This window comes from Runella sp. CRIBMP (assembly GCF_009905605.1).
Taxonomy (GTDB): Bacteria; Bacteroidota; Bacteroidia; order Cytophagales; family Spirosomataceae; genus Runella.
On the sequence record NZ_JAAAKZ010000003.1, the window covers coordinates 655627 to 675585 of the forward strand.

General features: G+C 41.5%; 15 protein-coding genes and 1 pseudogene. 5 read left to right on the forward strand and 11 right to left on the reverse strand.

The features are described 5' to 3' along the window. Positions 1 to 2 precede the first annotated feature (2 nt). The 7 genes and pseudogenes from GVN20_RS12505 to GVN20_RS12535 all read right to left on the reverse strand — a co-directional run bounded on the left by GVN20_RS12505 (position 3) and on the right by GVN20_RS12535 (position 9312). A complete protein-coding gene (locus GVN20_RS12505) occupies positions 3 to 692 on the reverse strand; it encodes a LytTR family DNA-binding domain-containing protein (protein ID WP_166558641.1) in 690 nt (229 codons plus the stop codon). 27 nt (positions 693 to 719) lie between these two features. Beyond that, positions 720 to 4181 (reverse strand): PAS domain S-box protein, encoded by a 3462-nt coding sequence (locus tag GVN20_RS12510; protein ID WP_166558642.1) that lies wholly within the window; start codon positions 4179 to 4181, stop codon positions 720 to 722. Positions 4182 to 4186: 5 nt separating this feature from the next. Beyond that, a complete protein-coding gene (locus tag GVN20_RS12515; RefSeq protein WP_166558643.1) occupies positions 4187 to 4729 on the reverse strand; it encodes a heme NO-binding domain-containing protein in 543 nt (180 codons plus the stop codon). A gap of 46 nt (positions 4730 to 4775) precedes the next feature. Next, positions 4776 to 5266 (reverse strand): annotated as a pseudogene (locus GVN20_RS30120) (FIST C-terminal domain-containing protein). Beyond that, positions 5227 to 5595, reverse strand: a complete 369-nt coding sequence (locus GVN20_RS12525) for a PAS domain S-box protein (protein WP_229599049.1) — start codon at positions 5593 to 5595, stop codon at positions 5227 to 5229. Before GVN20_RS12525 ends, GVN20_RS30120 begins: the two are co-directional and overlap by 40 nt. A 73-nt stretch (positions 5596 to 5668) precedes the next feature. Further along, positions 5669 to 6205, reverse strand: a complete 537-nt coding sequence (locus tag GVN20_RS12530) for a heme NO-binding domain-containing protein (RefSeq protein ID WP_166558645.1) — start codon at positions 6203 to 6205, stop codon at positions 5669 to 5671. 908 nt (positions 6206 to 7113) lie between these two features. Then, positions 7114 to 9312, reverse strand: a complete 2199-nt coding sequence (locus tag GVN20_RS12535) for a T9SS type A sorting domain-containing protein (protein ID WP_166558646.1) — start codon at positions 9310 to 9312, stop codon at positions 7114 to 7116. Positions 9313 to 9477: 165 nt separating this feature from the next. On the opposite strand from GVN20_RS12535, the gene GVN20_RS30125 reads away from it, so the two are divergent. The 3 genes from GVN20_RS30125 (at position 9478) to kduI (ending at position 11835) form a co-directional block, all read left to right on the forward strand. After that, positions 9478 to 9690: a T9SS type A sorting domain-containing protein gene (locus GVN20_RS30125; RefSeq protein ID WP_166558647.1), complete on the forward strand. Its 213-nt coding sequence runs from the start codon at positions 9478 to 9480 to the stop codon at positions 9688 to 9690. 505 nt (positions 9691 to 10195) lie between these two features. Continuing rightward, positions 10196 to 10957: an SDR family oxidoreductase gene (locus tag GVN20_RS12550; RefSeq protein ID WP_166558648.1), complete on the forward strand. Its 762-nt coding sequence runs from the start codon at positions 10196 to 10198 to the stop codon at positions 10955 to 10957. A 47-nt stretch (positions 10958 to 11004) separates the two neighbouring features. Continuing rightward, on the forward strand, positions 11005 to 11835 hold the full coding sequence (gene kduI, locus GVN20_RS12555) for a 5-dehydro-4-deoxy-D-glucuronate isomerase (protein ID WP_166558649.1): 831 nt from the start codon (positions 11005 to 11007) through the stop codon (positions 11833 to 11835). A gap of 67 nt (positions 11836 to 11902) precedes the next feature. Here the strand turns inward: kduI and GVN20_RS12560 are convergent, their stop codons facing one another. Continuing rightward, the gene (locus tag GVN20_RS12560; protein WP_166558650.1) at positions 11903 to 14758 is read right to left on the reverse strand and encodes a PAS domain S-box protein; all 2856 of its coding nucleotides are present in this window, start codon (positions 14756 to 14758) and stop codon (positions 11903 to 11905) included. A gap of 1 nt (position 14759) precedes the next feature. Next, positions 14760 to 15296 (reverse strand): heme NO-binding domain-containing protein, encoded by a 537-nt coding sequence (locus GVN20_RS12565; RefSeq protein WP_166558651.1) that lies wholly within the window; start codon positions 15294 to 15296, stop codon positions 14760 to 14762. 192 nt (positions 15297 to 15488) lie between these two features. On the opposite strand from GVN20_RS12565, the gene GVN20_RS12570 reads away from it, so the two are divergent. Together GVN20_RS12570 and GVN20_RS12575 are read left to right on the forward strand one after the other, a co-directional pair. Further along, entirely contained in the window at positions 15489 to 16604 is a 1116-nt protein-coding gene (locus GVN20_RS12570; protein ID WP_166558652.1) for a lactonase family protein, read from the forward strand. A 16-nt stretch (positions 16605 to 16620) separates the two neighbouring features. After that, a complete protein-coding gene (locus GVN20_RS12575; protein ID WP_166558653.1) occupies positions 16621 to 17886 on the forward strand; it encodes a DUF2264 domain-containing protein in 1266 nt (421 codons plus the stop codon). Positions 17887 to 17892: 6 nt separating this feature from the next. On the opposite strand, the gene murF is transcribed toward GVN20_RS12575, so the two are convergent. After that, entirely contained in the window at positions 17893 to 19209 is a 1317-nt protein-coding gene (gene murF / locus GVN20_RS12580) for a UDP-N-acetylmuramoyl-tripeptide--D-alanyl-D-alanine ligase (protein WP_229599050.1), read from the reverse strand. Positions 19210 to 19216: 7 nt separating this feature from the next. Continuing rightward, entirely contained in the window at positions 19217 to 19915 is a 699-nt protein-coding gene (locus GVN20_RS12585) for a membrane or secreted protein (protein ID WP_166558655.1), read from the reverse strand. Positions 19916 to 19959: the final 44 nt, after the last annotated feature.

The following is a 19959-nucleotide window of genomic DNA, read 5'->3' on the forward strand; positions in this document are numbered from 1 at the left end:
AATCACAGCAAATTGAGCCGAGTCATCAATTCAGATTTGTTGGCCCTACTGATGGGGATGACTTTGTTGCTAATCACTAGATTGTTTTCTTCGATATCCACGATTTTGTCGAGATGAACAATAAATGACCTGTGTACCCGCAAAAACTGACTGCCCAGCTTTTCTTCTAAGTATTTCATGGTCGTGTGTACTACATAGGAGTTTTTAGTCGTAAAAATTTTGACATAATCGCCTACATTTTCAACAAACGTAATCTCAGCATAAGGTAATCGCATGTAACGGCCTTCTATTTTTACGTAAATCTCTTGGCGCTCGGGCGAAACAGCCGTTTTACGGCTATTGAGTTCTAACACTTTCTCAACGGCTACTTTGAAACGAGGCAAAGTAATGGGTTTCTGTAAATAGTCTGTTACTTGATACTGATACGCATTAAAAGCATATTCTGTTTTGGTGGTAGTCATAATTACCTGTGGCATGGATGTAAGATTTTCTAACAATCCAAATCCCGACAAGCCAGGCATTTCTACATCCAACCATATTAGATCTACCTCTTCGGTCGCCAAAAAAGCAAGGGCATCTTCGGCATTTTCAAAGGCAGTGATTAGGCGTAGCGAGTCGTGTTGTTCGCAAAGCCGTTGCAACGATTTGCGAGCCATTATTTCATCTTCAACAATAATACATTTTAATTTCATGGTTTTTTTTAGTCTTTGACAATAGGCCTATTTTACTGATTCTTGTAAATGAACCAATTCTTGTTGCAGAATAGGAACAGCGGCATCCAAGGTACTTTGTATGCCCTCCCAAAGCTTTTGTAACGGTTCTTCTTGCGGATTTTCTTTGGAAATGGTTTCTATCTCTGACAGTTGAAGTTCGAGTTTGGTAAGCCCTACCATACCGAGTGTAGGGCTCAACTTATGTGCCAATTTATTCAAAGATTCCCAGTCGTTTTGCAGGATTAAGTCTTGAATAACAGGAAAGTTGGGAAGTACATCGGCCAAAAACGTTTGAAACATATCTGCGGCATAAGCTTTGTCATCGCCATACATTTCTTGAAGGCGAGTATGGTCAAGTTGGAGGCTTAAATTACCTAATGTTTCAGGATTTTGGCCGGAAACATCAATTTTTACATAACGTTTCAGGATCCCCAACAGCTGATTGGGAGCAAAGGGTTTGGTTACAAAATCTTCCATACCCACTAATATTGTTTTGTTCTTTTGATCGAGCATAGCCGAGGCAGTGAGGGCTACAATAGGAGTGTGCTGATTAGGATTTTTGGTATTACGAATGTTGATAGTGGCTTCGTATCCGTCCATGTTGGGCATTTGAATGTCCATCAAAATGATGTCAAAACGCTGTTTTAGCGCCTGTTCAACGGCTTTTCTGCCATCGGAAGCAATGATAAATTCAATATTCCATTTGTTCAATAAGCTACTGATATACTTCTGGTTCATTATGTTGTCTTCGGCAACCAATACTTTGCAGCCCAGCAAATCGCTCGAAACGGCTTGAATCTCGAAGGTATCTGGTATGGCCTCTATGTCTGATTTTTGAAAAGGAAGCATAAATGTAAAGGTTGTTCCTTTTCCCTCTTGGCTTTTGACCGAAATTGTTCCGCCTTGTAAATCTACCAATTGTTTGGTGATGGCCAAGCCCAAACCTGTGCCTTTGTGTTTATGCCCGTGGGCATTAATTTGTTTGAATTTCTGAAAAATTTCTTCCAATTTATTAGCTGGAATTCCTAACCCGGTATCGGTTACATTAAACTCAATCCAGTGCGTGATCTCTTCTTCTTTTTTGAGTTTCACTGATATCTCTATGCTTCCTTCTTCGGTAAACTTGTCAGCATTGCCGATCAAATTGAGTAAAATTTGGTTGAGCATAAGGTCATCGCCGAGGTACATACCCGATATACGGGTATCAACCATCATCTCTAACTCGACTGGGCGATTTTGGAGCTTGATTTGAAAAACACGCTGTGTTGTTCGTAAGAGCCCGACCAAATCAAATGGGTGGCTTTGTACTTCAATTCGTCCTGCTTCAATTTTTGCCATATCGAGTAGGTCAGAGATAAGGCTGTGCAGAAAATCAGCAGAGGTTTTGAGGATTTCTAAGTATTCAAATTGCTGTTTGTTAGGGCGTGTATCAAACAGTAGGTGAGTCATGCCAATGATGGCATTGAGTGGCGTACGGATTTCGTGACTCATATTGGCCAAAAACTGTTTCTCAGCTTGACGAGCGTCTTCGGCTATTTCCTTTGCTTTTTTTAAAGCTGCTTCCAAAGTTTTTTGGCTGGTTATATCTACATGGGTACCTATAATTTTGATTGGCTTACCCAACTTGTTCCTCTCTATTACAACACCACGGTCGAGCACCCATCTTACGGTTCCATCCCTATGCATAATTCTATACTCAAGGCTATGAAATTCTGTCTGGCCATTTCTATATTTATAGTCACTTTCTACTAATAAATTTCTGTCATCATTGTGTACACTTTCCCACCAAAGTTTTTGATTATTAGTAAGTTCGGTTGTTGAATAACCCAAAAAGTCATTTTGTGATTTAGAAAAAAATGTTCTGCCTGTTATAAAATTATGTTCCCATATATTATCACCTATATTTTCAAGTACTGAACGGAAACGCAACTCCGATTCTTTTTCTTTGGTAATATCTTCTTCTAATGCAAAGAAACCGGTTATTTCATCTTTTGCATTTTTTATAGGCTGGCCTTGAATTCGGAGCCAATACTTTTTTTTATTTTTATTGTAGTTCAATATTTCTACGGCAAAGGGCTCCCCTTTTTTAATTTGTTGCGAAAGATATTGCACCGTTTTTAGGTCAGTGTCTGGTCCTTGTAAAAAGCTTCCTGGTTTTTTTCCGACTGACTCTTCAAGCGTATATCCAGTAAGTTGCGTAAAGCTTTTGTTCACCCAGTTTACATAACCATTTTTATCAGCAATAATTACAGGGTTTATATTGTCTTCTGCAATTTGAGAGAGCACTTTCAGCTTTTCTTCATTTAACTTTTCGCTGGTGATATCTTCAATTATGCCAAAATATCCGCTTATTTCACCTTTTTCATTAAATAGCGGCTGACCATCCGAATGCCCCCAAAACCAGGTTCCGTCTTTACGATGATAAATTAAATTAACACTAAAACTTTTTCCATTATTGAAACTTTCCAATACTGTCTCAATGGTATCTTCATCAGTTAGCGGTCCTTTGCATAAGCCTACTGGTGTATTGTCCACAATTTCGTTAAGTGAATAACCTGTAAGTTTACAAAAGCCTTCATTAGCCCAGGTAATATATCCATCAGGATCAATAAATATTACCCCATTTTTATTGGCACTTGCTATTAATGATAAGCGGCTAAGTTCATCCTCCGTTTTTTTCTTGTCGGTAATATCCCTTCCGTAAATATTAATATAACCCTCATTTGCCATAGTAACACATAGGAATGAATAAACCTTTTCATCGCATGTAGCTTCAATAGACCATCTTGGGTTTTTTTTATCTATTTTACTTGCAATTAATTTGAAAAAAAGGTCGTTGTGCAAGAACTGATTTTCGAATAGAAAAAATTCTAACAACGATGCTGCAGGATTGTTTCTAATTACCTCTCCTTCAAAATTTATTCTAATAAGCGGATCAGGGTTTTGCGTGGGAAAAAGGGCAATGTCATGTATTTCTTGGTTAGCTTTTTTTAATTCTTCCTTTTGTTTATTAATTGTTTTTACCAATTCTTGCAGGTCTTTATTGCCTATCTCTTGTGCCTTTAATACATGCAATAAATCTATCAGTGGGTCATGATAAGCAAAATCATTAATATGCAGATTATGTTCCCGTGCCTGTTCAATAGAACCAAGCCAGGGGGAACCAATAAACAATAATTCATTGCTAATAGACAAGTATTCAAACTGACCCCTTAGTTTAATTGAAGCATCATTTATGTTTTCTAAAATAATAAGTTGGTTTTGAAGTACCAACAAATCATTTAAGGATTGAAATGGTGTATAGGGGCGTGGAATGGAAAAGTGCCTTTTAAAATTCTCCCCATTTTTTATAGCACATAGTTTTTCAACAGACTTGCCTGCAGAAACAACGTTCAGATCCTCATTTATAATAATATAAAAAGGGAAAAGCCGAGTAAACTGTTCAGTATTAAAATAGAAAGAATGCATTTGAATTACCAGTTAACTTTAAATATTTCATGTGTATTGCCTTCGTCTCTGGTTTGAAGTAATTCTATGACCACTTCTACATTATACATTTTAGCAAGACCACTTAATAATCCCCGTACAAATTCCTGTAAGCCTTCCCTTTTTGAATGATAATGAACATGAATAGAATTTTCAGTTGCATCACTTACTTTAAATTCTGGTGGTGTAAGCTTTGGGTACATGAGCATAATACGGTTGTGAAACATAGGGAGGTTAACCAGAAACTCCCTTAAGCTGCTACCGCCAGCTTCCATTAAACCACCATATTTTTCTTTACCTGTTTTTAATATCCACCATTCGCCAAATGCATTTAATACCTGGCCTACGGATAACCCCAATATATCAGATGCTGCTCCTGCCAGTTGATATGTTATAGCATCGTCGTAAGGTTCGTTGCTAAGAAAAAAATCTACATCCACTCCACTTTTTTGCTTCACAGCTTCCCACTTGTCTGCACCAAAATTTTCAGTTACGAGGTCTTCAATTGCTTTATTTACTATACCGTACATATTTGTTTGATCATTAAAATTTAATTTTCGTAAAAAGAAGTTATTGTCATTGTTTGATTGTGTAGCTGGCAGTTGCCGCCTTTATTAAAGGTAGATATTTTACCATAAAAATAAAAGCCCCCAGTACAGTTTTGTTATGAAATGTTTGACTTACGGCTTTTACTTCTTCGGCTGTTTTATCCCCAAGTACCAATTTGCGCCCTACACAACTTATCAGTAACGAAAAGTCAGGAACATTGCCTTCTCTTATTGTCATTTCTGCTGCTTCTGAAGCGGCCATTGTAAGCCTTCCAAAATTGGCTTTCATAAAACGCAGCCTTGAAACCTCATCGTTTTTTCTTCTTCGTTAATTGAGAGTATCGTTCTCACAACTGGCTTTTCAGTACCAGGTATGATTACTGATAATGGATATAATAATTCAGTACCAGGAAGCTTTTCTGCTTCTGAGCCTAAATATTTTTTGTATAGATCAAATGCATTTTGGTTTTCTAATTCTACTAAAATACTAGCTGATGAATTGGTAACTCTTTTCTCCAAACCAAAAATGTCCCATCCGCCTTGTGAACCATGGGTAATTTTAATATTATCTTACGATATTCGGGCACTATCAAATCAGCAAAATGCCGACCTATCAATTCATTTTCAGAATACCCTAAGCGTAATTTTACTACCGATTTTACAAACGTGAAATAGCCATCAGGTGAAATTTTATAGATGATATCTTGAACCGACTCAAGGAGCTCTCTATATCGTTTTTCACTTTCGTGGAGTTCTTCTATTCCTTGTTTAACTAGGTGTTTAAGATTTTCATTCAAATGCCTCAGTTGTTCATTGGCTTGAGACAACTGCAATGCTTTTTTCTCCAAAATAGCCTCGGCTTGCAACCGTACTTTTCGTTCTCTATCAACACGCCGTTTGAGCAGTTAAACCTCTTCCATATTACTTTACTATCACAAATTGTACGTGACTTCCATCTTCGTTAATGGCTTGTTGAGTAATAGTGGCATTTTCGCCAAAGTGAAGCAGGGTTCCTTCTATGAGGCCGTGTGCAAAGTCAGCCATTTTTCGGCTTGAATAATAGTTCATGATGAGGGTATTATCGTCGGCATGCTCAATATCAAAATGGGGTAATTCTGCATCGGGATAGAGTTTACGTACCTCAACATGAATGTAGTTATGGATAAACCCTAGGAAGGTAAAAGCATCAGGTGCTTTTACGATAAAATGGTGGTAAGCACGGGTAAAGGTTTGAAATAAATACTTGCCATAAGCCCTTAAAAGTGCAGGTACAGGTATTTGGGTGCGGTTACTTAGATTGACAACTAGGGCCACAATCTCACTGTGATCGTAAGTACCCACTGCTGTGTAAATACCACCTGAAGGCAAATTAGTGGTATCTACAAGAGTATCAACCATTTCATAGCCAAACTCTTTCTCAACCATTTCAAAAAATTCTGTAAAAACAATGCCTTTCATAAGGAGGGTAGGTTTCTAGTCTATATTTCAAAAATATGCTGAAAAGATAGGTTTTTTTTCCAAACATAGAAACATGAGCAAGCATCTCTGTTGATAAGAGATCTTTGGGTCAAAATCAGGAGAAATGAAAACTGATACTATTACTTGTTGCAATTGCAATGATTGCCCAAGCGCAGTTCAACTACCTAAGTTCATTTATTAGTGAAGGCGTGCCTGCTATTTTAGTTTATGAACCGATTTTGGAAAGAATGCGGTCAATATTAAAGCTTCTCTTCCCGATACTCCGTTCTTGTACTGGGTATCGGGATTGTAGAGGGTATTTTATTGAAAAAATCTAATAGCAACCCCAATGAACAATTTTGAGTAGAACTTCAGTTGACAGAAAAGTCAATTTTTTTACTATTTCTTAAATAGTGACTTTTATTCGACGAGGTCAAGAAATTTTAAAGCTGATGATATTACTGCTGTTGTATTCTCGTTTAACGGCACTAATTTATGCTCTAAATCCTTTGAAATTTAAGTAAGTAATGTGCAATAAAATATCAATAATGAAAAAACACTCTTCTGTTGAAGTAAATGTATTCCCCAATCCTTGCCCAGAAGTTATTAATGTAGTATTTGAAATGAAGGAGGTAGGGCAGAATAAAATCCCAAAAAACGAACTCTTAAAGATTGCTAAACACTAGTCAGCTCAAACAAAATCGCCATAAAGTAAAAACAATAGCAGTCGCTCGCGTCGCGTTAGTGACTGCTATCGGAAGGCTTCCAGCCTTAATCGTCAAGATGACTCATTATAGTGGACACTCGCTTTGAAGCGAGCGAATACAATTACACAAAAATTTTTGCTCGACCACTTAATGGTATGCCCATTCAGGACTACCAAAAAATCAATTTCCTCTTTCCAAATCTTACTTTATTACCATCATTTTCTTACTCAATCTTAAATTGCTAGCCTGAAAAGTACAGATGTACTCACCAGTTTGTAAATCGTTAATAGGTAATAATATTTCGTTGTTGCCTTGATAGCATTGTATTTCTTTTGTCCAAAAGAGTCGTCCGTTTAAGTCATAGACACCTATTTTAGTTATAGCATCATTGAAAAGATTAATTATCATTTTAGCCTCAGAAGTGGTCGGGTTGGGGTAAACTGAAATATTGATGTCAGATGTCTTTTCTATGGAATTCGAATTGATACTTTTAACAAAATGCAAGTTTGATATGCTTAGCTCTACTGCCCTAAAATCACGATCATTGCCCCTAAACGAAAACACGACTGCTGTAATGTCTTTGACATTAAGGACTTTGTGTCTAATTGAGTAAAAATCACTGTAAGGAATAGAAATGCTACGGGTGTTGGCATTGAGTTTCACTTCAAAACGAAACTGTTCTTCAAAGTTTGCGATAGATTTTTTCATCAAGACTACCTCTACAATGCCTTTACCTGATGCCTCAAACTGCACACCTTCAAAATCACTCATGTCAAGTGGTTGGGCAGATGGTCGCAACATCTTGAACAAAGACACATAGCTTTTGACCTCGGCCTTTAAGTGGGCGTTGCGTTCCAGTAAATATCCGTTTTTAGGGGTATCGGCCCCTTTATTTTCTGTCACTTCAAATACTTGAAGGTGTGTGTTTTGTGTAGGGGCATCTATTCCCCAAGGACTATCCGCCAAATACAGCACATCGTGAGTATTGGTAGTAATGTCTGTGATTGTAATCCCGCTATCAAACATCTGATTGACTGGAATTTCCACGACTTGCAGGGATTGATCAAGGGTTTGTTCAAACGCCCAATTTTCGGAGTATTGGGTAGTTTCAGTACGTTTTAGCTTTCCATTAAATACTACCTTGGTAGGAGCCATACTTCGTATATTGAGTAGCAATCTCCCCTTGGTGTAACGCCCACTTTCGACAAATGAAGTCGGAATGGAGGGTTTTTGACTCGAAAAGTGTATAGGCTTGTTAGCCATTTTCAAAATCTGTGTTACCAACGCCTCAGCATGGGTAGTACTGCTTGCCCAAATTTGGAAGTTAAGGTAATTTTTGCCTTTGGCAAATTCATCAATACCCCAACGGCTTTCACTCATGTAGTGAGTGCCATTATCAGCCAATGAAAAACAAATTGCATATTCAACAATCAAAGTAGGTTGTAAAATTTTGGTCAAAATAAAGTTTCCACCTGAAATCTGCATAGGCTTAATTTCCAAAATTTTTCCACCATTTAGCCTATCACAAATGGTTTTAGTATGATTGTACACCTCGTTTTCGGTATAAGTAGCAAGTAGGGCAGCAGTACGATATCTGCCTACGAAATAATCTACGGCCAGTACTTTTTTGGCGTTGGTTATTTGAGGTAAATCGGTAGGTGTAGAAATGAATGACTGACTATTGACAAAGGGCGATATAGGTACGAAATTGGCTAAATCGTCGGCAGCTATACGAGCTTGTCTTCTATTTTTTTCAAATGATTTATCCTCAGTCGGGTTGTCAAATTCAGGCTGTAGATGGGTTTGTCGTTCAAAATGCCGAAGGGCTATTTTATCGGCCAAGGCCCCTTCGCTCTCTAAGCCTCCATCTGAACCAGAACTGACAGGCCCCGATACTAATCCTCCTGATGATGAGCCTCCATTGAATAATTGATAGGTACAAACAGCCGTAGGCTGGCCATCAACGGGGTCAATAAACTCAAATGTAATGTAACCAGAAGGAGGAAGGTTTTCTCTGTAAAATGTATAAGTGGCTGTGTTGCCATTGGGTACTGATGGCGGATTAAAGGGCGATCCTTGGTTAGTTTGCCCAAAAAACCAGTTTTGAGTTGTGATACCTTCGTTCGAAGTCAACCATGTTCTGTTTATGACAGGTGGATAAACGACGGGATTGTCCCACGTAAAATGAAAATTACCCTGATTGCCCGATGTAAGGGCTGTTTGAGAGTAGATACTTTCGGGTGTGATATTGGAAGCAAAAGTGCTTACGACTTGTCCATTGCCATTGTTGCGAGAATAGTTGTAGGGGCAGTATCGTAAATTTACTTTCTGAGCGTGGAGTTCCTGCCCCAATATACTGGTTATAATGATGATATAAATGATAAGTAGCAAATTTCTCATTACAAGTTTTAGATTTTATTTTTCTTTTCAAAATTATTTTATCCCAACCTGTTTGATGATTTTTTTCGACGTTTGGCGAAATTGCCCACTTTTTCAGTTAGGTTTGGGTTATTTTTGGAAATACCAATGAAGGTGTTGGAGATATTAAAGATTCACAAATAGGTAATGAAATCGTATTGTTCTGAATACTCCTATCTGTTTTTTCAAATCAATGTGATTGATAGCCGCCGTAATCAATTTGTAAGAATGTGGAAACCGACCGAAGTGGGTCAAAATAGTGTTTCAATTCCTGTTATTGATTTGCCTTCCGGACTTTATTTCGTTCAGGTGAAAAATAAAGATCAATTAAAAACCCAAAAGTTTTTCGTCATAAGGTAGGAGGCTTTCCTGTTGTTTTGATAAAAGGGGAATAAACATCGTGTTCATTCCCTTTTCGTATTTTCAAGTACGGTAATTTCTGCGTTCTCCCTATTAAATCTCAAGCCGTTTGATCTCAATGTTGATCTCATAACTGCCTCGTAATGCTCTCGAAACGGTCGAAGTGGAGAGATTAAGTGCCTTCGATATATCTTTAATAATAATTTTGACAGTCGTAATGTTGGTTTTGTACAATTTGTGTACGTAGAGAGCAGGTGTACTGTTTGGGAAGGTTAAGCTACAGGTTTTTACCATTCAATTCAAATAAAATCAATACAAACTGAAAATAATAGGTTTCGGCAACGTTACCGACAACGATTGCATAAAAAAAGTCAACAAAATATTTGTAATGTACTAAAATTGTGAGCTAAACTTGAATACGGCAATGGATAAATAGAATGAGGTAAAGCAAATGGATAACAATGCCTTTTATCCAAATTTCTAAAAAAAATTAAAATCAGAAAAAATGAAAAACTTCGACTTGACGGGTAAAGTGGCATTGATAACCGGCTGTGATCGAGGAATTGGCTTGGGAATGGCCACAGGTCTCGCCGAAGCGGGAGCCGACATCATCGGGGTGTCGCGGTCAATGCCGTTGCAAGGAAGTGAAATTGAAAAAGCCGTGCGTCAATTGGGCCGGGAATTCAGCCCCTACGCAGCTGATTTAGGCGACCGCAGTTCATTATACGCATTTATTAATCAAGTAAAAGAAGAACATTCTCGCATTGATATTCTCTTCAATAACGCGGGCATTATCCTACGCGAACCAGCGGCTAGCCACCCCGATGAGTATTGGGATAAAGTACTGTCTATCAACCTAGATGCGCAGTTTATTTTGGCCAGAGAATTTGGCAAAGAAATGATGGAAAGAGGGTATGGAAAGATTGTCTTCACGGCTTCGCTGCTCACTTTTCAAGGGGGGATAAACGTCCCTGGCTATGCCGCGAGCAAAGGCGCGGTTGGGAGTCTCGTAAAAGCTCTCGCCAATGAATGGGCGGGCAGAGGGGTCAACGTCAACGCGATTGCGCCTGGATACATTTCTACAGATAACACAACCGCATTGCGGGCCGATGCCGACCGCAGCAAGTCCATTTTGGACCGTATTCCGGCGGGTCGTTGGGGCGAGCCAGATGACTTCAAAGGCCCAGCCGTGTTTTTGGCATCTTCGGCTTCTGACTACGTCAATGGTACAGTTTTGACCGTAGATGGTGGTTGGATGGGGAGGTAAATAATTGTAATACAGTAGATTATTATATATTTAATTAAAGAACTCAAATGCAAATAAGGCACGAAAGCAGCCGTAAAGAAACGGCCCAGATGAATACCGAAGAGCTTCGCGAAAACTTCCTGATTGAAACATTGTTTACGCCCAATCAAATCGAATGGGTGTATTCGCATTATGACCGGGTGTTGACGGGCGGTGCAATGCCGCTTGAGCGTACCATTACGCTTGAAACACACGATGCCCTCAAAGCTGCCTATTTTCTGGATCGCCGCGAACTGGGCATTATCAATGTGGGAGGGAAAGGCCGTATCATGGCCGACGGAGTCATGTTTGAACTGGACAAATTAGGTTGTTTGTACCTCGGAAAAGGTACTCAGAATGTGATTTTTAGCAGTCAAAATGTAGAGAACCCTGCGCGCTTTTTTCTGCTGTCGTCGCCAGCGCATCATACGTACCCCAATCGGGCTTTTACCAAAGAAGAAGCGTCGCCGGTTAATCTGGGTGCGGTCGAAACGGCCAACCAACGTACCATTTACAAATACATCCATGAAGGCGGTATTCAAAGCTGCCAATTGGTGATGGGATTGACGGTACTCCAAACGGGGAGCGTCTGGAATACGATGCCTGCCCACACGCACGACCGACGCATGGAGGCCTACTGCTACTTTGACGTGCCAGAAAACCACGGAGTGCTGCACCTCATGGGTGAGCCTACACAAACGCGTCATTTGTGGGTAGCCAATCACCAAGCGATCCTTTCGCCGCCGTGGTCGATTCACTCGGGCTGCGGTACTTCAAGCTATTCTTTCATCTGGGGAATGGCGGGCGAGAACAAGGATTTTACCGATATGGATTTGCTTCCGATTCCTGCTTTACGATAGTTACTTACACCAATAAATCTGGTTTGACTCAATGGTGGAGCATATTGTATCTTCTTTACGAAAGGTGTTATAGCTTCAGCTTCTCAATTTCGCTTTTAATTTCTTTTACGCCTATTTCGAGTTGGGCATTGACGTGGTTTAAAAGTAGCTGCAAACTTTCAGCTTCTGGTTGCTTACGGGCTTGGTTTTCAATTTCGGCCATTGTTTTTTCTAAATCCGTGAGTCCTACCATCCCAAGGCTAGGTTTTAGTCGGTGTGCCAACTTGCTCAAAGTCACCCAGTCGTTGGTATTTATTAATGCCTGAAATCCCGAAAAATCGGGTAGTGCATCAGTCAGAAAAGTTTCCATCATATCCAGAATGTACTCATTGTCGTCGCCGTACAATTCTTTGAGGCGAGAAAAATTGAGAAGAGTAGATGTTGGCTCAGAGAGAGAAACTGGGGAGGGTGTAGGTAGGTTCTCTACTTTGAGGAACTTTTGAATAACACTTAACAGCTGCGACGGAGTAAATGGCTTGGTGATAAAATCATTCATTCCGACCGCCTTCGTCTTGTTTTTCTGATCCATCATTGCCGAGGCGGTAAGGGCAACAATGGGCGTATTTTGGTTGAGATTATTCGTGTTTCGAATGGTCAACGTTGCTTCGTATCCGTCCATATTTGGCATTTGAATATCCATAAGAATAATATCGAAATGCTGTTTATGGGCTTGTTCTACCGCTTTTCTGCCGTCAATGGCGATGGTAAACGGAATATTCCATTTATTGAGCAAGCCGCTGATGTAGCGTTGGTTCATGATGTTATCTTCCACAACGAGCAGGTTGCATAGCTCTAAATTGGCCGTACCTTCTTCAATTGTATAGTCGTTTTTAACAATCTCAGTGTCAGATTTTTGAAAGGGCAGGGTAAACGTAAAAGTGGTTCCTTCTCCTTCGTGGCTTTTTACCGTTAGGGTACCGCCTTGCAATTCAACGAGTTGTTTGGTAATAGATAGCCCCAGACCGGTGCCCTTGTGTTTATGTCCTTGCGGGTTGACCTGTTTAAATTTCTGAAAAATTAAGTCCAGTTTTTCCTTCGGAATGCCGATGCCCGTGTCGGCTATTTTAAACTCAATCCAGCAGGTTTCATTGTCTTCTTTCTTGAGTTTTACCGTTATTTCAATCGTTCCTTCTTCCGTAAACTTCTCAGCGTTGCCAATGATATTGAGAAGGATTTGATTCAACATCACATCGTCGCCTAGATAGTTGCCCGCAATACGGCCGTCAATCATTAAATCCAGCTCAATGGGGCGGTTTTCTAACTTAATTTGAAATACACGTTGGGTAGTTCTTAAAAGACCTACTAAATCAAATGGATGGTTCTGAATTTCGATGCGTCCAGCTTCAATTTTTGCCATGTCAAGTAAATCTGAGATAAGACTGTGTAGAAAATCAGCCGATGATTTAAGAATATCAAGGTACTCGTATTGCTGTTTGCTGGGGCGGGTGTCAAACAATAAGTGGGTCATTCCAATGATGGCATTGAGCGGAGTACGAATTTCGTGGCTCATATTTGCCAAAAACTGTTTTTCAGCTTGACGCGCCTCTTCCGCAATTTCTTTGGCGAGGGCTAGTTCTTGTTCTAGGTGTTTTCGCGCTGAAATATCGTAGTGGATTCCCATAGAACCTACAATGTTGCCATGTTCGTCCATGATGGGCGCACCACTAAGAATGACCCAGATGCGGCTTCCGTCTTTTTTTATCATCTGAACTTCATAGGAGGTTGCCTTGCCTTCGCTTCTTATTGACTGATGCTGCTCAAATATTCCACGAAATTCGGGAGGTAAGAATAAGTCAGACGCCACTTTGCCGATGAGTTCTGCTTCTGTGTAGCCCATCATCAGACAAAAACGGTCGTATGCCCGGATAATGTGTTCTTCTTTATCGACTTCAATCAGGCCGAGCTCCATGTTGTTCATGATGCCTCGGTATTTTTCCTCGCTCTTTCTAATTTGTTCCCGGGCCAAAAACTGTTCGGTTACATCGGCATATTTCCAAAGGTGCCCTCGGTATTGACCTTCCAAAAAAATCGGAATATAGTCGCGTTCAAGAATGCGACCATTGACCATGTGTAATTCTTCATTGACTCTGATTTTCTGCTTGTCCAGTAAATCATTGATTTGTTGGACGAATTCTTCTGTATTTTTGAATAAATGTTTCGATTCTTCGGCCAATTGTGAGCAATCGACTCCGATTAACGACTCGGCGGGAGCGGGAATCTCAAAAAGGTCGCAAAATAATTGATTGACCAGAATGATTTTGCGGTTTTCGTCTTCTACCAAGACACCTTTTTGTAGATTGGTGATAAGGGTTGATAAACGGGTTTGGGTAGTGCGGAGGGCATCGTCGGTGGCCACCTGTTCGGTAATGTCGCGCGCTACTGCGACCAGCTCCACTACATTTCCTTCATTTTCGATGAGCCGCACCGTTTGTCCAATCCATGCAATTTCGCCATTTTTTTTGTAGACTGGGAAGTCGTTATAGGTGCTTTCTTTTTGAAAGTGCACCATTTCCCAATAAAAATTGACGAGTTTCTCACGGTATTCAGGCACTACTAGTTCGGTAAAATGATGCCCTATGATTTCGTCAGGGCAGTATCCTAGACGTTGTTCAACCACAGGGTTCACAAACGTAAAATAACCCTCAGGTGAAATTTTATAAATAATATCCTGTACAGACTCAATGAGCTGCTGGTATCTTTTTTCACTTTTTTGTAGCTTAGCGCCTCCCTCAATTACCTGTTGTTCGAGGTTTTCGTTAAGGAACCGCAGTTTTTCATTGGTTTGATAGAGTTGGAAAGCTTTTTCTTCTAGAATTGCCTCAGCTTGCAGGCGAGCTTTGCGTTCCCGTTCTACCCGTCTTTGTAGAATTTCGATGTCTTGCATACTACTTTTCAATCACAAATTTTATCTTACTACCGTCTTCTTGAAGAAGTTCCTGCGTTATCGTTGCCGTTTCGCCGTAGTGTTTCATTGCGCCCTCAATAAGGCCATACGCCAAATCTCCCATGCTTCTGACAGACGAGTAGTGCATTACTAAGGTATTTGCATTGGGTTGTTCTATGTCAAAATGGGGCAGTTCGGCATCTGGGTAGAGCTTTCGTACTTCAACATGGATGTAATTGTGGATAGAACCCAGAAAGGCAAAAGCATTGGGGGCTTTATCAATCAGATGGCTGTATATTTTAGTGAAACGTTGAAACAGGTAGCGACCAAAAGTTCTCAATAGCTGTGAAATGGGGATTTTTGTTTTCATATTCAGGGTAACAAGCAAGTTTATCATTTCTTGGTGATTGTAAGTGCCGATGCTTGTATAGATGCCTCCTGAAGGTAACTCCGACTCGTTGAGTAATGTGTCAACCATTTCATAACCGAAGTTTTGCTCAACCATGTCGAGAAACTCGGTAAAAACTATGCCTTTCATAACGTGTGTAAGTATGTAAATTAAGATACTATCCTGAACTGAAATAAAGACCAAAAGTTATGCATTTTTTTTAACATTCATGACAAACCCCAAAACTAGTGCCGGAATCGTGGGTAAAAGCATTTTTTTTATTACTTTAGAAAAAGAGCGAAAAAAACGATAGTTATCACTTCTTTTTAACCGATTTAAAACATGAAAAGAGTCAGCCTTCTCCTCTTTGGGCTTTTATATCTAATGAGTGTTGTATCAAATGGCCAAAATACAGGCCATCTTCTGTTTATAGGCACCTATACTTCCAAAGCCAGCGAAGGGATTTATGTCTATCAGTTTAATTCCAAAACAGGAGACCTTACTCCCGTAACGATTGGAAAAGGGGTTAAAAATCCATCGTTTCTGGCGTTTTCGCCCGACCAACGTTTTGTATATTCTGTGGCCGAAATGAGTGGAGGGGCGGTAAGTGCCTTTTCATTTGATAAGCAATCGCAAAGTTTGACTTTACTAAACACCCAGTCGGCGGGTGGCGTAGGGCCATGTCATATAACGGTTGATAAAACTGGGAAATGGGTTATTGTTGGTAATTATGGCGGCGGGAGTTTGAGCGTACTGCCCATTCAGGCCGACGGTTCGGTTGGGAAGCCCATCCAGACCATCCAGCACGAAGGAAAAAGCATCAATACAGAACGCCAAGAAAAACCGCACGTTCACTCGATTAATATCGCCCCCAACAACCGTGATGTGTTTGTTCCTGATTTAGGCACTGACAAAATTATGACCTATACGTTGAACACAGAAACGGGTCAGCTGACCCCAGGAAATCCTGCTTTTACGGCTACCACTCCTGGTGCTGGCCCCCGGCATTTTACGTTTCATCCCAATGGAAAGTTTGCGTACGTGATTCAGGAATTGGATGCCACCGTGACGGGCTTTAACTACAAAGATGGCAAATTGGTACCTTTCCAGACGATTACTACCCTCCCCGACGACTACACAGGCCGCAAGTGGTGCGCAGATATTCACATTTCTCCCGATGGTAAATTTTTGTACGGCTCCAACCGCACGCACGAGAGTTTGGTGATTTACAGCATTAATCAAAAAACGGGAAAACTGACCTACGTAGGCCATCAGAATGTACTGGGAAAAACCCCCCGTAATTTTATGATTGACCCCACTGGTAAATGGATTTTGGTGGCCAATCAAGACAGCGACAATGTGGTGGTTTTTAGTCGTGACACCAAAACGGGGAAACTGACCCCCACAGGAAAGGAAATCAAGGTTTCGATGCCCGTTTGTTTGAAATTAATGAAGTAAGAATGCTATCTCTTTTATGAATCGTCGCGATTTTATTCAAAAAAATACCTTGTTGGGCTTGGGTGCGGTTGGTGTACCTTTGGCTGGTGCTCAAGTAAATAAAGCTAATGATACGGCCCGGTTGTATTGGGCTAAGTTGTTGTATAAAATTGCCGAGCCTGTGCTCAAAAATCTGGCGGAAGGTACGTTGGTAAAAAACTGGAAAGTAGAATACAGCCCCGCTTGGGACAACCGCAACGCAAAAGTAGCCTACTTAGAAGGTTTTGCCCGAACCATCGTAGGCGTAGCGCCGTGGCTTGCGCTACCCGACGACGCCACCGAAGAAGGGCAGCTGCGCAAAAAAATGAGGGGCTATGCCCTTAAAAGCATCGAAAACAGCGTGAACCCGTCGCACCCTGATTATATGCTTTGGAGAAAAGAAGGACAGACATTGGTGGATGCGGCGTTTTTGGCGCAAGCCCTCATTAAAGCCCCCGATGCACTCTGGAAACCACTGGATAATGTTACCCAAAAACGGGTCATTGAAGAATTTAAGTTATTGCGTCGAGTGGTTCCGCCCAACAATAACTGGGTCTTGTTTGCAGCCATTGTAGAAGCGTTTTTGTTATCTATTGGTGAAGAAGCTGACCGCTACCGCATCGAATTCGGCGTCCGAAAAATCGAAGATTGGTACGTAGGTGATGGCTGGTTTAAAGACGGTGAAGTCTTTCACACTGATTATTACAACTCTTTCGTCATTCAGCCTATGATGGTCGATGTGCTGCAAACGTGGCTGGAAGCCAACAAACGACAATCGCCCACGGGCAACCATAAAGTGTTGCAGGAACGTTATACGCTTGCGGTCAAACGAATGCAACGGCACGCCGATTTTTTGGAAAGATTAATATCCCCCGAAGGTTCTTTCCCAGCCTTTGGCCGTAGCGTAACGTATCGTTTGGGGGCGTTTCAGGCGCTGACCCATGCGGCTTTGATTCATCAATTGCCCGAGGGAGTTAGCGCAGCTCAAGTGCGCTGTGCACTCACGGCGGTCATGAAACGGATGTTTGCGCAGGAAGGAATTTTTGACAAAGATGGCTGGCTTACGCTGGGTTTTGCGGGGCACCAACCCAATATTGCCGATTCGTATTCCAACGCGGGAAGTATGTATTTGACCACTTTAGGGTTTATTCCATTGGGTTTACCCGCCACCGACCCATTCTGGAGCGACCCCGACGCCGAATGGACGCAGCAAAAGGCGTGGTCGGGAAAACCGTTCAAAAAAGACTACGCCGTAGGCTATTAATCTTTGTTATAAATAGGGCACAACCGTTTCAAGCCCCATCCCCCGCGAGCCTTTGATAAGCACGTGGGTATTGGTTTGTGGATGGTCTACAATCCAATTGTGTAACGAAAATTTGTCGGGGAAATAGTAGGCTTTGGGTAATGCTGGCAGGGCATCCTGCATGAGTTTTCCCGCCAGAATCACTACGTCGAACTGTTGTTGTGCCACTAATTCCCCCAATGCCAGATGTTCTTGGGGAGATTCTTCGCCGAGTTCGAGCATATCGCCCAAAATCACCATTTTCCGCTCCGCTTTTAGTCGTCCAAAGTTTTCAACCGCTGCCGACATCGACGAGGGGTTGGCGTTGTAGGCGTCCATAATGATGGTGTTAGTGCCTTTCTGGATGATTTGAGAGCGGTTGTTGGTGGGATTGTACTCCGCTACCGCTTGGTTGGCCAATGCATTGGAAACGCCAAAATGCGCACCAATGGCCAACGCCACGGCGATATTTTCAAAGTTGTATTTTCCTGTCAGGTGAGTTTGGATGTGATTCCCTTCGGCATCACGATACTTCACCAACGGCGAATCTTCCAACAGTACAGGCGCCTGCTCGCCCGTTAAATAAGTGATTTTTTTCGCAAAAGAACGTTGGGCGGCCATTTCAACGAGCGTAGGATTAGCTCCGTTGATAAACACCGTACCTGCCGATTGCGACAACCAATCATACAGCTCTCCTTTTCCGATTTTGACGCCTTCTATTCCGCCAAAACCTTCCAAATGGGCTTTGCCTACGTTGGTAATCAGACCGTGAGTGGGTTGGGAAATGCTGCTCAAAAGCGCAATTTCTTTTTGGTGGTTGGCACCCATTTCCACCACGGCTATTTCGTAGCTATCGTCGATGGCCAAGAGGGTAAGCGGTACGCCGATATGATTGTTGAGATTACCTTTGGTGGCGTAGGTTCTGAATTTTTTGGACAATACCGTCGCAATCAACTCTTTGGTGGTGGTTTTTCCGTTGGAGCCAGTTAAGCCAATCACTGGAATGGATAATTGGCGTCGGTGAAAAGCGGCCAATTGTTGGAGCGCTTCCAGACTATTATCCACCAACAGATAACGGTTATCCACAGCTATCTCAGGGTTATCCACAATTGCGTACTTTGCGCCCTTTTCGAGCGCGTCTTTGGCGTATAGATTGCCGTCAAACTTGTCGCCGCGCAGGGCTACAAACAAACATCCTTCGGTAATTTGGCGGGTATCGGTCGATACACCTGTACAGGTGCGAAAAAAATCGTGGAGTTGAGGAATGGTCATTCTAAGCGGTAGTATGTATTGAGGATTGGGCATTTAGAGGCTATTGTTCTTTGCTCCATATTTCATAAATCTTGGCGCCAGCGCTGCTCAGGCCGCTATGGTGCCAGTCTTTGCGGTCTTTAAGCTCATAATCAAAACTGAGCGAAGCTCCAACGCGGTTGTTGTCGCGGCTAAAAAAGTCAATGGTTTCGGTGTATTTCCCATCTTTAATGGTGTAGGTTCCGCCGCCAGTTCCCGAAAACTGTTTGGTCTCAGGATTGATGGCTACCCACTGAAAACGCGTGTCGGTGAGCATTTTGAGGGTTTTTCGCGCGCCGCGCTGCATGGGGGTGATTTTGTTGTCGTTGCCCATACGGCCCGTAATACGATAGACAGCGGCAGCGGGGGTATTGGCATCATCTACCTGTTGCCATTCGCCCAAGCCCTCAACTGAAAATTTATTGCCTGAAAAATTAATTTTAAAACTCAATGTCTTACCTACTTTGGACGTATCCGCCGAATTGAACTCGCTTTTGTAGGTGAGAGTACCGTCGGTGAGGTTATAAACACCCCCTTCTGTGTATAAAAATTCCTTTTCTTGGAAACGTGAAACCATCAGGTAATTGTCTGAGCAAATCAACATCGTCGTTTTTCCATCAGAAGAAGATTGTTTCCATGCACCCTTGATCTGGCCCAATGCCTCTGCTGCAAATAAAAGACCTAAAACAACAATTTGCGATAGGTAAAATAGCTTTTTCATACTTTGGACAAGGTTTCGTTTTTTAAGCAAATTTAAGCCAAAAC

Bases quoted from the DNA above. Each gene is read 5' to 3' on its own strand.
- GVN20_RS12505 (WP_166558641.1), bottom strand. From the start codon at position 692: ATGAAATTAAAATGTATTATTGTTGAAGATGAAATAATGGCTCGCAAA.
- GVN20_RS12510 (WP_166558642.1), bottom strand. From the start codon at position 4,181: ATGCATTCTTTCTATTTTAATACTGAACAGTTTACTCGGCTTTTCCCT.
- GVN20_RS12515 (WP_166558643.1), bottom strand. From the start codon at position 4,729: ATGTACGGTATAGTAAATAAAGCAATTGAAGACCTCGTAACTGAAAAT.
- GVN20_RS12530 (WP_166558645.1), bottom strand. From the start codon at position 6,205: ATGAAAGGCATTGTTTTTACAGAATTTTTTGAAATGGTTGAGAAAGAG.
- GVN20_RS12535 (WP_166558646.1), bottom strand. From the start codon at position 9,312: ATGAGAAATTTGCTACTTATCATTTATATCATCATTATAACCAGTATA.
- GVN20_RS30125 (WP_166558647.1), top strand. From the start codon at position 9,478: ATGAAATCGTATTGTTCTGAATACTCCTATCTGTTTTTTCAAATCAAT.
- GVN20_RS12550 (WP_166558648.1), top strand. From the start codon at position 10,196: ATGAAAAACTTCGACTTGACGGGTAAAGTGGCATTGATAACCGGCTGT.
- kduI (WP_166558649.1), top strand. From the start codon at position 11,005: ATGCAAATAAGGCACGAAAGCAGCCGTAAAGAAACGGCCCAGATGAAT.
- GVN20_RS12560 (WP_166558650.1), bottom strand. From the start codon at position 14,758: ATGCAAGACATCGAAATTCTACAAAGACGGGTAGAACGGGAACGCAAA.
- GVN20_RS12565 (WP_166558651.1), bottom strand. From the start codon at position 15,296: ATGAAAGGCATAGTTTTTACCGAGTTTCTCGACATGGTTGAGCAAAAC.
- GVN20_RS12570 (WP_166558652.1), top strand. From the start codon at position 15,489: ATGAAAAGAGTCAGCCTTCTCCTCTTTGGGCTTTTATATCTAATGAGT.
- GVN20_RS12575 (WP_166558653.1), top strand. From the start codon at position 16,621: ATGAATCGTCGCGATTTTATTCAAAAAAATACCTTGTTGGGCTTGGGT.
- murF (WP_229599050.1), bottom strand. From the start codon at position 19,209: ATGCCCAATCCTCAATACATACTACCGCTTAGAATGACCATTCCTCAA.
- GVN20_RS12585 (WP_166558655.1), bottom strand. From the start codon at position 19,915: ATGAAAAAGCTATTTTACCTATCGCAAATTGTTGTTTTAGGTCTTTTA.